The sequence below is a fragment of the Pseudomonas marginalis genome (genome assembly GCF_024169655.1).
GTDB lineage: Bacteria > Pseudomonadota > Gammaproteobacteria > Pseudomonadales > Pseudomonadaceae > Aquipseudomonas > Aquipseudomonas paraveronii.
Window position 1 is genome coordinate 4,205,897 of sequence record NZ_JALJWV010000001.1, and the last position, 12,333, is coordinate 4,218,229.

Below are 12,333 nucleotides of genomic sequence, written 5' to 3' on the forward strand. Positions count from 1 at the left end.
GCCTTGAAGCAGATATGGCGCAGCGGACGGGACTCGAACCCGCGACCCCCGGCGTGACAGGCCGGTATTCTAACCGACTGAACTACCGCTGCGTATCGCTTGACCGGCTGAGCGTAAACCCTCAACCGTCTTTAAACATCTGATCGATCAGCCTTGGCTGTTCAATCTCAAGCTCGACACGTCGAACCTGGAAAATATGGCGCAGCGGACGGGACTCGAACCCGCGACCCCCGGCGTGACAGGCCGGTATTCTAACCGACTGAACTACCGCTGCGCGTCGGTGCAACCTTTAACGTTGCGTCTTGCCCGAAGGCAAAACTCTCAAGAAGTGGTGGGTGATGACGGGATCGAACCGCCGACCCTCTGCTTGTAAGGCAGATGCTCTCCCAGCTGAGCTAATCACCCTTTGCTTCGTTGAGGCCGCGAAATTTACGCAGATAGCGGACCTAAGTCAATAGCCTGCTTGAAGTTTTTCTGAAAAAGACAAAATTGCTTCAAGACGGCTACCCACCCTACTCGCTGTAAATCATCTTCTTGCTCATGCCACCGTCCACGACAAACTCTTGCCCCGTGACGAACCCGGCCTGGCGCGACAGCAACCATGCCACCAGCGCCGCCACGTCCTCTACTGTGCCAACCCTGCCCGCCGGATGCTGGGCGTGATCGGCGTCGGTCAACGGCGCTGCGCGACGGGCTGCCGGATCACGCGCATCGATCCAGCCAGGGCTGACGGCGTTGACCCGCACTTCCGGGCCAAGACTCATCGCCAAGGCATGCGTCAGGGCCAGCACGCCGCCCTTGCTCGCAGCGTAGGCTTCGGTGTCCGGTTCCGACTGCCGAGCCCGGGTCGACGCCAGGTTGACGATCGCACCGCCATGGGCACGCAGGTACGGCGCACAGTGCTTGGCCAGCAACATCGGGCCGCTGAGGTTCACCGCCAGCACGCGATTCCAGGAGGCCAGATCGAGGCTTTCCAAGGTGATATTGCGCGGGTCGGCCACCGCGGCATTGCACACCAACGCATCCAGGCGTCCGAACTGCCCAAGCACTTCGGCGACGCCTTGGGCGACTTGCTTCTCGTCGGCCACGTCCATGGTGATAAACCAGGCATTCTCACCGAGCACCTTGGACACCTTGGAGCCGCGCTCGCGGTCCAGGTCGGCCAACACCACCTGCCAGCCTTCGCTGATCAGCCATGCAGCGATCCCCAGGCCAATGCCCCGGGCGGCGCCCGTCACCAGCGCGACGCGCCCGTTACCGGCCGCAGCAGCGTCAATGGCCCACTCGATCACAAGGCTGCCAGCCCGCGAGCCAGGTCAGCCTGCAAGTCAGCCACGTCTTCGAGCCCTACCGCGACGCGGATCAGGCTGTCACGAATGCCCGCCGCTTCACGCTCCTGTGGCGCCAGGCGACCGTGGGACGTGGTGCTCGGGTGGGTAATGGTGGTCTTGCTGTCACCCAGGTTGGCCGTGATGGAGATCAGGCGCGTCGCATCGATAAAGCGCCAGGCGCCCTCTTTGCCGCCTTTCACTTCAAAACTCACCACGGCGCCGAAGCCACGCTGCTGGCGCTGGGCCAACTCGTGCTGCGGATGGCTCTTGAGGCCTGCGTAATGAACCTTCTCGATACCGTCCTGCTGTTCCAGCCACTCGGCCAGGGCCTGGGCGTTCGCACAATGGGCCTTCATCCGCAGGCTGAGGGTTTCCAGGCCCTTGAGGAAGATCCACGCATTGAACGGGCTCAGGGTCGGGCCGGCAGTACGCAAGAACCCCACCACTTCTTTCATCTGCTCGCTGCGACCTGCCACCACCCCGCCCATGCAACGGCCCTGGCCGTCGATGAACTTGGTCGCCGAATGCACGACAACGTCCGCGCCCAGCTTCAACGGCTGTTGCAGCGCCGGGGTGCAGAAGCAGTTGTCGACCACCAGCATGGCGCCTTTGGCATGCGCCACTTGCGAGAGCGCGGCGATATCCACCAACTCGGCCAGCGGGTTGGACGGCGACTCGACGAACAGCAGCTTGGTATTGGCTTTGATTGCCGCATCCCAGCCGGAAAGATCCGCCAAAGGCACGTAATCCACTTCGATACCGAAGCGCTTGAAATACTTTTCGAACAGACTGATGGTTGAACCGAACACGCTGCGCGACACCAGTACATGGTCGCCAGCGCTGCACAGGCTCATCACCACCGCCAGGATCGCCGCCATGCCGGTCGCCGTGGCGACCGCCTGCTCAGCGCCTTCCAGTGCAGCGATACGCTCTTCGAACGCGCGCACGGTTGGGTTGGTGTAACGGGAATAGACGTTGCCCGGCACCTCACCGGCAAAACGCGCAGCGGCGTCGGCAGCAGTGCGGAACACGTAGCTGGAGGTGAAGAACATCGGATCACCGTGCTCACCTTCCGGCGTTCGGTGCTGGCCGGCGCGCACAGCCAGGGTATCGAAAGCTACGCCATCGAGGTCGCTGTCCAACCGACCGGCATCCCATTCCTGACTCATGCTGCGACTCCTTACTCAATTCTTTATTTAAGATACAAAACCGGCCCCTCAGGGCCGGTGTTTACTCAGTTGTTGTACAGATCGATGATCGCGCTGACCGCCTGGGTCTTGATCTTCGACGAGTCGTTGCGCGCCTGCTCGATCTTGTTCAGGTAAGCCTCATCGACATCACCGGTCACGTACTTGCCGTCGAACACGGCGCAGTCGAACTGCTCGATCTTGATCTTGCCACCGCCGACCGCTTCGATCAGGTCGGAAAGGTCCTGGTAGATCAGCCAATCGGCGCCGATCAGGTCGGCTACGTCCTGGGTCGTGCGGTTGTGGGCGATCAGTTCGTGGGCGCTCGGCATGTCGATGCCGTACACGTTCGGGTAACGCACGGCGGGCGCTGCGGAGCAGAAGTACACGTTCTTCGCGCCGGCTTCGCGAGCCATCTGGATGATCTGCTTGCAGGTGGTGCCACGCACGATGGAGTCATCCACCAGCATCACATTCTTGCCACGAAATTCCAGCTCGATGGCGTTGAGCTTCTGGCGTACCGACTTCTTGCGCGCCGCCTGGCCAGGCATGATGAACGTGCGACCGATGTAGCGGTTCTTGACGAAGCCTTCGCGGAACTTGACGCCCAGATGGTTGGCCAGCTCCAGTGCGGCGGTACGGCTGGTGTCCGGGATCGGGATCACCACGTCGATATCGTGTTGAGGGCGCTCGCGCATGATCTTGTCGGCCAGCTTCTCGCCCATCCGCAGACGCGCCTTGTACACCGAAACACCATCAATGATCGAATCCGGACGCGCCAGGTAGACGTGTTCGAAGATGCACGGGGTGAGTTTCGGTGCCACAGCGCACTGGCGGGTGTGCAGCTTGCCATCTTCGGTGATGTACACCGCTTCGCCCGGCGCCAGGTCGCGGATCAGGGTAAAGCCCAGCACGTCCAGGGACACGCTTTCGGAGGCGATCATGTACTCGACGCCTTCGTCGGTGTGACGCTGGCCGAACACGATCGGACGGATGCCGTGCGGGTCGCGGAAACCGACGATGCCATACCCGGTGACCATGGCCACTACCGCGTAACCACCGACGCAACGGTTATGCACGTCGGTCACGGCGGCAAACACGTCTTCTTCGGTCGGCTGCAGCTTGCCGCGCTGGGCCAGTTCGTGAGCGAACACGTTGAGCAGCACTTCCGAGTCGGAATTGGTGTTGACGTGACGCAGGTCAGATTCGTAAATCTCCTTGGCCAGTTGTTCAACGTTAGTCAGGTTTCCGTTGTGCGCCAGGGTGATGCCGTAAGGCGAGTTGACGTAAAACGGTTGAGCTTCGGCCGAGGTCGAGCTACCGGCCGTCGGGTAACGCACATGGCCAATGCCCATGTGCCCGACGAGGCGCTGCATGTGACGTTGATGGAACACGTCACGCACCAGGCCATTATCCTTGCGCAGGAATAACCGGCCGTCGTGGCTGGTCACAATACCGGCAGCGTCCTGGCCGCGGTGCTGGAGGACGGTTAGCGCGTCATACAGCGCCTGATTGACGTTCGACTTACCGACGATACCGACGATGCCACACATGCGACGCAACCCCTACTTAATGAATCTTGACTGAACACTGCTTACTGAGGCGTTTTGGCCGGTAAGAGGTGCTCCTTGAACGGAAGATCAGCGGGCATGCTGATCCCGCTGGCCAGCCACTGACTGCTCCACCCCAATATGAGGTTCTTGGACCAATCTGCAACCAATAGAAATTTTGGCACGAGTACCGACTCCTGCCACCACGAATCCTGCTGTACCGGCCCCAGGCTCAACAGCCCGACCGCCACGACCACCAGCAACGCGCCACGCGCAGCACCGAAGGCCATGCCGAGAAATCGATCGGTCCCGGAGAGGCCGGTGACACGTATCAACTCGCCAATAAGATAATTGACCATTGCTCCCACCAGCAGCGTGGCGATGAACATGATGGCGCAGCCCGCGATGACGCGAGCCGAAGGTGTCTCGATGTATCCGCTCAGGTAGACCGACAGCGAACCGCCGAACATCCAGGCGACGACTCCTGCGATGATCCAGGTCAGCAACGACAGTGCTTCTTTTACGAAGCCGCGGCTTAGACTGATCAAAGCGGAGATGGCGACGATTGCGACGATCGCCCAATCAACCCAGGTAAATGGCACGGCGCAGCCTACGGACGGATAAGGCGGCGCATTTTAGCAGAGCGCCGAGCTATCGGTAAGCGGTGATTGCGGGTGCTTTGCAAATCAATAGTTTGTGACGAGTTAAGCGCATTTCAAGGCCCGCACAAAACCAAAGTGGGAGGGGGCTGGCTCCCGATGGCGGTGGATCAGTCAGCACAACCGATACTGATCGACCGCCATCGGGAGCCAGCCCCCTCCCACATTTGACTGCATTCCAAGCTGAAAGCGGCGTGAACTCAGCCGCGCTCAGGCTGGAAACGCACCACAAAGCCATTGAGATTCTGCTGGCGCCCCAACAAATCGCGCAGGCGGTCCGCTTCGGCACGCTCGATCAGCGGTCCGATAAACACGCGATTCTTGCCATCTGCGCTGCGGATGTAAGCGTTGTAGCCCTGGCTGCGCAGTTTTTTCTGCAAGGCCTCGGCGCTTTCGCGATTGGCCAGGCTGGCCAGTTGGATCGACCAACTGATCGGCAGGCCATTCGGGTCGATACGGCTCTGGCCCACGTCCGGCTTGCCCGGCGCGGCAGGTTGCGGGGCGACCGGTTTGGGGGCAGGCGCTGGTGCGGCAGGTTTGGCGACGACAGGCGCTGGCTTGACCACAGGCACACTCGGCTGCACCGGCATCGACGGAGCCGGCTGCGCGGCCAGGTCCTCATCGGTCGGCACCGGCTCTTCTTCAGGCAATGCCTGCGGCTCAGGCACCACCACCGGTTCAACCTGTACCTGAGGCACTGCCGGCGCCTGGGGCGATGCCGGCGCCTCGACAACCACCTGGCGCTGCTCATCCTGACGGGAGAACAGCATCGGCAAGAAAATCACCGCCAAGGCCACCAGCACCAGGGCGCCGACCATTCGCTGCTTGTATGCGCTATCCAGTAATGCCATGTGCAGCTTCCTCCGTGGAGCGCCGGGCCAACCATTCGAGCGCCTCGGCAACACAATAAAATGACCCGAACAACAGAATCTCGTCCTCGGGCATGGCAACCGCACACTGCGCTTCAAGGGCCGCAGTGACGCTTGCATATGACGTCACGTGGGCACCAAGGTTCTGCAAGGCAACCTCAAGCTCAGCGGCCGGCCGGCTGCGCGGCGTGTCCAGGGGCGCAACCGCCCAGGCCTGGACATTCGCCAGCAACGGCACGACGACCCCCTCCAGATCCTTGTCGGCCAGCAAACCGAACACCGCCAGGCGACGACCCACCAGCGCTGTACGCGACAGGCGTTGCGCCAGGTATTCGGCGGCGTGGGGGTTGTGCCCCACATCCAGCAGCAGGTTGAGGCGCTTGCCCTGCCAGTCGAAAGCACGGCGGTCCAGACGCCCGACGATCCGCGTAGCCAGCAATGTACGAGCAATCTGCGCAGGATTCCACGGCAGGTCCAGCAGCAGATAGGCTTGCAGGGCGAGCGCGGCGTTTTCCATCGGCAGGTTCAGCAGCGGCAGGTCATGCAGCTCCACGAGCTGGCCGCGCGCATCACGCCCGCGCCACTGCCAATGCTCAGCGCCCACTTCAAGATTGAACTCGCGCCCACGCAGAAAGAACGGGCAATCCAGCTCCCGCACCTTGTCCAGCAACGTCTGCGGCGGGTCCAGGTCACCGCACAGCGCAGGCCTGCCCTGGCGGAAGATCCCGGCTTTTTCATAGGCCACGGACTCACGGGTATCACCCAGGTAGTCGACATGGTCGACGCCAATGCTGGTGACCAGCGCCAGGTCGGCATCCACCACGTTGACCGTATCCAGGCGCCCGCCCAGGCCCACTTCAAGCACGACCACGTCCAGGCGCGCCCGTTCGAACAGCCAGAACGCCGCCAGGGTGCCCATCTCGAAGTACGTCAGGGAAATCTCACCGCGTCCGGCATCGAGCGCGGCGAAGGCTTCGCAAAGTTGCTCGTCAGTGGCTTCGACGCCATTGAGTTGCACTCGCTCGTTGTAGCGCAGCAGGTGCGGCGAGCTGTACACGCCGACGCTCAGCCCTTGGGCCTGCAGCAGCGCTGCGACAAAGGCACAGGTCGAGCCTTTGCCGTTGGTGCCGGTCACCGTGATCACTCGCGGCGCCGGACGGCCCAACCCGAGGCGTGCCGCTACCTGTTGCGAGCGCTCCAGACCCATGTCGATGGCGGACGGATGCAACTGCTCAAGGTAGGCGAGCCATTCGCCCAGGGCTCGTTGGGTCATAGGTTTGCAGGCACCGGCGGCACGACGATCGGTTCAACCTTCGGCGCGACGTAGACCGGCGTCGGCAGGCCCATCATTTGCGCGAGCAGGCTACCCAGGCGTGGACGCAGCTCGGCACGGGCGATGATCATGTCGATCGCGCCGTGCTCCAGCAAAAATTCGCTGCGCTGGAAGCCTTCCGGCAGTTTTTCGCGAACGGTCTGCTCAATCACACGCGGGCCGGCAAAACCGATCAGGGCTTTGGGCTCGCCGACGATCACGTCGCCCAGCATCGCCAGGCTGGCGGAAACACCGCCGTACACCGGATCGGTCAGCACGGAGATGAACGGGATGCCCTCTTCGCGCAGACGCGCCAGCACCGCGGAGGTCTTGGCCATTTGCATCAGGGAGATCAGCGCTTCCTGCATGCGCGCACCACCGGAGGCGGAGAAGCAGATCATCGGGCAACGGTTTTCCAGGGCGTAGTTGGCGGCGCGCACAAAACGCTCACCGACGATGGCACCCATGGAACCGCCCATGAAGGAGAACTCAAACGCCGACACCACAACCGGCATACCCAGCAGCTTGCCGCTGACCGAAATCAGCGCGTCCTTCTCACCGGTCTGCTTCTGCGCAGCGGTCAGGCGATCCTTGTACTTCTTGCCGTCGCGGAACTTGAGGCGGTCAACCGGCTCCAGGTCAGCGCCCAGTTCGTTACGGCCATCGGCGTCGAGGAAAATGTCGATGCGGGCGCGAGCGCCGATACGCATGTGGTGGTTGCACTTGGGGCAAACGTCCAGGGTCTTTTCCAGCTCCGGGCGGTACAGCACCGCGTCGCAGGATGGGCACTTGTGCCACAGACCTTCAGGAACCGAGCTTTTCTTCACCTCGGAACGCATGATCGAAGGGATCAGTTTGTCTACTAACCAGTTGCTCATGCTTTCTTTCTCCAGTACCGGTGGCTTGAACACAGCCCCGCGTATGCCCTTGAGCTAAATTCATATGTGGCGATGACACATGCTGGACGGGGTCAGACGTTCGACCGGCCATTTCCCGCATGCATCCTCAGCCTTCCAGACAACCTGCCCGTGCAGGGTTGCCACTTCATTTCCGGGCCTCCCGCAGGCGGCACCGGGCTGTTTTACACAGTGATAGTTATGGACGGCGGCAGACTGCCAGCCGTCACATCGCGCCGTTGCTGTTGCGCACAGCCTGCAAGAAAGCGCGAATCTTGCTGTGATCCTTGATGCCCTTGCCCTGCTCTACGCCCCCGCTGACATCCACGGCATACGGCCGAACCTGCTCGATCGCCGCCGCGACATTGGCGGGGGTGAGCCCGCCGGCCAGGATGATCGGTTTGCTCAACCCCTCGGGGATCAGCGACCAATCGAAGGCTTCGCCGGTGCCGCCGGGTACGCCTTCGACGTAGGTGTCCAGCAGAATCCCGCGCGCGCCGGTGTAGGCAGCGCAGGCGCCCGCGATATCATCCCCGGCCTTGACCCTCAACGCCTTGATATACGGGCGCTGGTAGCTTTCGCACTCGTCAGGGGTTTCATCGCCGTGAAACTGCAACATGTCCAACTGCACAGCATCCAGGGTTTCGTTGAGTTCGCAACGGCTGGCGTTGACGAACAAGCCCACGGTGGTCACGAACGGCGGCAGCGCGGCGATGATCGCGCGCGCCTGCACCACACTCACCGCCCGCGGGCTCTTGGCATAAAACACGAAACCGATGGCGTGCGCCCCCGCTTCGACTGCCGCCAGCGCGTCTTCTATGCGGGTAATCCCACAAATCTTGCTGCGAACGGCTGACATGTCGTAGAAACCTCAGGGGTTGGACCGAGAAAGTCCCGGATGGTAACAAAAGCTTTTCCGGGCGTCAGCCGCCAAGTTCGCTGAAACCGGTGAGGAAGTGTGGCCCGACGAAGCGCTGCGGTAGCTCGAACTCGTCGCGATACTCCACCTCCACCAGATACAGGCCAAACGGATGCGCCGTGACACCGCCGGTGCGGCGAATGCGGCTCTCCAGCACTTCCTTGGCCCACTCCACCGGGCGTTCGCCGGTGCCGATGGTCATCAGCACGCCGGCAATGTTGCGCACCATATGGTGCAGGAACGCCCCGGCGCGGATATCCAGCACAATCATCTTGCCGTGACGCGTGACCCGCAGGTGATGGACTTCCTTGATCGGCGACTTGGCCTGGCACTGGCCGGCGCGGAACGCGCTGAAATCGTGGACGCCAACCAGGTGCTGCGCGGCCTCGGCCATGCGCTCGGCATCCAGCGGGCGGTGGTTCCAGGTAATTTCTTGGTTGAGGTGCGCCGGGCGGATCTGGTCGTTGTAGATCACATAGCGGTAACGCCGGGCGATGGCCTTGAAGCGCGCATGAAAATGCGCCGGCATGACCTTCGCCCAACTGACACTGACGTCATGGGGCAAATTGATATTAGCGCCCATCACCCATGCCTTCATCGAGCGCTCGGCCTGAGTATCGAAGTGCACCACCTGGCCGCAGGCGTGTACGCCTGCATCGGTGCGCCCAGCGCACATCAGCGATACCGGCGAGTCAGCGACTTTGGACAGGGCCTTTTCCAGGGTTTCCTGCACCGTCAGCACGCCGGACGCCTGGCGCTGCCAGCCGCAATAGCGCGAACCTTTGTATTCCACGCCCAGGGCGATGCGGTAAAAGCCTGCAGCCGCCATTTCGGCAGCCGGGTTATCTATATTTGCCAAGAACTGAGAGCCTGATGAGTTGCGCGAAGGCGGGCATTATAAGGCGCTGCGCCCCAGACGCCATGTGTTTGGTACCGGCAATGCAAAACGGCGGCCCGAAGGCCGCCGTCTGGGTTAACCCCTGGCGATTACGCCAGTCGGCCAAGCATTTCCTTGGCTTCGCCGCGCTGGGCTTCATCACCCTCGGTCAGCACTTCGGAAAGGATATCCCGCGCGCCGTCCGCATCGCCCATATCGATATAGGCCTGGGCGAGGTCCAGCTTGGTGGCGACTTCATCGGTACCGGAGAGGAAGTCGAATTCCGGCTCATCACCGCCCAACGCCGCGTCTTCGGCGGTGAAAGACGGTTCGATCGGCGGACTTTCCAGGCTCTGGGACAGACGATCGAGTTCGGCGTTGACGTCATCCAGTTCCGAGGCGAACGCATCGGGCTTGGCCGCCGGGGCCTCCGGCTCGTCGGCCAGGGACAGGTCGAAGTCTTCCGGCAAGTCAAGGTCGTCCAGGGCGGCCGGGGTCAGGGTCGGCGGTTCGACCGCAGGCACGTCCTTCATCTGATCTTCGAGCCCCGAGAGGAAGTCGTCATCGGACTGGGAAGACGGCGGCTCCAACTGCAGGTCGAGATCAAAGTCCGACAGGTCTTCCGAAGCTGGCTTGGCTTCGGTCTGTTGCTGCAACAGCGCCTCGAAGGTCTGCTGATCGGCATTGTCCACCGCCGCCGGTGAAGCCGCCTCCAGCTCGTCCAGGCTCAGATCGAAATCGGTGTCGAACGCCTCTGCTTCAGCTTCCGGCACGGAAGCCGGCTTATCTTCCATCAGATCCTTGACGTATTGAGCGTCCAGCGCGGCGGCGGCCACGGCGGCGCTCACCCCCGCGGCCAACACGGCCATGGCCGGGAAGCGCGACTTGAGCTGCTCGACCTGGGCATGGTTTTCACCATTGGCCACCAGTTGACGCTCCTGGGTGATGAAACCGTCCTTGTCGTTTTGCAGGCCGTAGACTTCCATCAGTTTCAAGCGCAAGTCGCTGCGCTTTGTTTCGTACTTGATGGCTTGCTCCAATACATCGGCCGCCTGGTTCAAGTGACCGCGGTCGATATGGGACTGGGCCTGCACCAGCGCATCATTGGCGTTTTCCGGCGCTACGGCGACAGCCAGGGGCGCAAGCACCGAGGCCACGCTCGGTGCCGCTGCCGGTGCGACGACAGGCGCTGGCGCTGGCGTAGGCGCGGCAGCCAACGTGACGTTCGGTGCCGGCACTTCCAGGCCAGCGAAGCTGTCCGGTGGCAGATCAAGGTCGATGTTCGAGGTGAATTCCGGCTCTTCAGCCAGGGCGCGCGCCATGCGCACGTGCTTTTCTTCTGCGCGACGGGCATTGCGATGACGCGCCCACAACAGCAGGAGCAACAACACCACCAGACCGGCCGCGCCGCCAATGACGCCGAGGACGATCGGGTTGGTCAGCAGCTCGTTGAATTTGTCTTCGCTGCTCGCAGGCACTGCGTCGGGCTTGATCGGCTCGGACGCCGGGGCCGCAGTGGCTACCGGTTCGACGGGCGCGACCACAGGGGCGGGCGGCTCACCGGCCAACTGCGCGGGCATGACCGCTGCCGCCTGGGCTGCCGGGTCGCCTTTTTCAGCCTGCAACCTGGCCAGTTGATCGTTCTTGAGCTGGATCAGCTTTTGCAGCTTGTCCAACTGGCTCTGCAGGTCTGCTGCGCGGCTTTTCAGTTCTTCGTTGTCACGGCGCGTCGTGTCGAGCTGCTCCTGGGCCATCGCCAGCTTGTCGCCCAGGGCCTGGCTATCACCCGCCTTACCCTTCGCGCCCTTCTTGGCCGCTTCGGCCGAAACCAGGCTCAAGCTGTCCTTGGCATTGGTGCTGGCCGGCGCATTGCCCGCCTGGGTGCGCTTAGTGGCGTCCAACTGCTGCTTGCCAGCCGCTTGATTGGTCGCGGCGCGACGGCCCTGGCGCCAGGCAGCGTTCTGCGCGGTCACTTCGGCAATGGCTTTGGGCTGTGGCAGCGCGGTGCTTTGTACGGTATCCGGCAGACGCAGCACGCGACCGGTTTTCAGACGGTTGATGTTGCCATCGACAAAAGCGTGAGGGTTGAGCGCCTGGATCGCCAGCATGGTCTGCTGCACCGAAGCGCCATTGCGATGCTTTTCGGCGATTTCCCACAGCGTGTCATGGGCCGTGGTGGTGTGCTGGGCAGGCACACTCACCGCAGGTGCGCTCAAACGAGGCGTGGCCGCGGTGTTGGTCGGCGTCGATTGGTCGAACTTGGCCGGGTCGAGCAACACGCTGTAGTCACGCATCAGGCGGCCATTCGGCCATTGCACTTGCAGCAGGAAACGCACGTAGGAATCAGGCAGCGGCTTGCTCGACGTGACACGCACCACACTGCGCCCGGCCGGGTTGATCACCGGAGTAAACGTCAGCTCATTGAGGAACGCCTGGCGATCGACCCCCGCATCCACAAACGCCTGGGACGATGCCAGGCTCGGGGTGATCTCGGAGGCCGTGAGGCCGCCGACGTCGAGCAATTCGATTTCCACCGACAATGGCTGGTTCAACTTCGACTTGAGGGTCATCTCCCCAAGCTGCAGCGCCTGCGCCATACCGGAGGACAGCGCCGAGGCGGCCGCTATTGCTAACACCAGTTTGCGAACTTGAACCATAGCCTCATCCTTTGTTTGAACACTCCCCGGCCTGCGAGAAGGTTGGTAACCGTTGCCATAAGGCACGGCGAGCCGA

10 protein-coding genes and 3 tRNA genes are annotated in these 12,333 nt (G+C 62.4%); all 13 read right to left on the minus strand.

Annotation, left to right across the window (positions count from 1 at the left end):
• Positions 1 to 15: 15 nt before the first annotated feature.
• The 13 genes from J2Y83_RS19160 to J2Y83_RS19220 all read right to left on the minus strand — a co-directional run bounded on the left by J2Y83_RS19160 (position 16) and on the right by J2Y83_RS19220 (position 12,257).
• Positions 16 to 92: transfer RNA gene (locus tag J2Y83_RS19160), tRNA-Asp, on the minus strand.
• A gap of 105 nt (positions 93 to 197) precedes the next feature.
• Positions 198 to 274 (minus strand) — tRNA-Asp (locus J2Y83_RS19165).
• Between the two features lie 55 nt (positions 275 to 329).
• Positions 330 to 405: transfer RNA gene (locus J2Y83_RS19170), tRNA-Val, on the minus strand.
• Between the two features lie 107 nt (positions 406 to 512).
• Positions 513 to 1,277 (minus strand): SDR family oxidoreductase, encoded by a 765-nt coding sequence (locus tag J2Y83_RS19175; RefSeq protein WP_253400417.1) that lies wholly within the window; start codon positions 1,275 to 1,277, stop codon positions 513 to 515.
• An 11-nt stretch (positions 1,278 to 1,288) separates the two neighbouring features.
• Positions 1,289 to 2,500: an O-succinylhomoserine sulfhydrylase gene (locus J2Y83_RS19180; RefSeq protein WP_253397519.1), complete on the minus strand. Its 1,212-nt coding sequence runs from the start codon at positions 2,498 to 2,500 to the stop codon at positions 1,289 to 1,291.
• A 65-nt stretch (positions 2,501 to 2,565) separates the two neighbouring features.
• A complete protein-coding gene (gene purF, locus J2Y83_RS19185) occupies positions 2,566 to 4,071 on the minus strand; it encodes an amidophosphoribosyltransferase (RefSeq protein ID WP_247403595.1) in 1,506 nt (501 codons plus the stop codon).
• A 41-nt stretch (positions 4,072 to 4,112) separates the two neighbouring features.
• Positions 4,113 to 4,670, minus strand: coding sequence for a CvpA family protein (locus tag J2Y83_RS19190; RefSeq protein WP_247403593.1), 558 nt, complete (start codon positions 4,668 to 4,670; stop codon positions 4,113 to 4,115).
• Between the two features lie 257 nt (positions 4,671 to 4,927).
• Entirely contained in the window at positions 4,928 to 5,578 is a 651-nt protein-coding gene (locus J2Y83_RS19195) for an SPOR domain-containing protein (protein ID WP_253397521.1), read from the minus strand.
• Positions 5,562 to 6,869, minus strand: a complete 1,308-nt coding sequence (folC, locus tag J2Y83_RS19200; RefSeq protein ID WP_253397523.1) for a bifunctional tetrahydrofolate synthase/dihydrofolate synthase — start codon at positions 6,867 to 6,869, stop codon at positions 5,562 to 5,564. Before folC ends, J2Y83_RS19195 begins: the two co-directional genes overlap by 17 nt.
• A complete protein-coding gene (gene accD, locus J2Y83_RS19205) occupies positions 6,866 to 7,786 on the minus strand; it encodes an acetyl-CoA carboxylase, carboxyltransferase subunit beta (protein WP_253397524.1) in 921 nt (306 codons plus the stop codon). Before accD ends, folC begins: the two co-directional genes overlap by 4 nt.
• Positions 7,787 to 8,030: 244 nt before the next feature.
• Complete coding sequence (locus J2Y83_RS19210; protein WP_247407642.1) at positions 8,031 to 8,663, minus strand: phosphoribosylanthranilate isomerase; 633 nt, start codon at positions 8,661 to 8,663, stop codon at positions 8,031 to 8,033.
• A gap of 64 nt (positions 8,664 to 8,727) precedes the next feature.
• Positions 8,728 to 9,552, minus strand: coding sequence for a tRNA pseudouridine(38-40) synthase TruA (gene truA, locus J2Y83_RS19215; protein WP_247407644.1), 825 nt, complete (start codon positions 9,550 to 9,552; stop codon positions 8,728 to 8,730).
• 158 nt (positions 9,553 to 9,710) lie between these two features.
• Complete coding sequence (locus J2Y83_RS19220; protein ID WP_253397525.1) at positions 9,711 to 12,257, minus strand: FimV/HubP family polar landmark protein; 2,547 nt, start codon at positions 12,255 to 12,257, stop codon at positions 9,711 to 9,713.
• Positions 12,258 to 12,333: the final 76 nt, after the last annotated feature.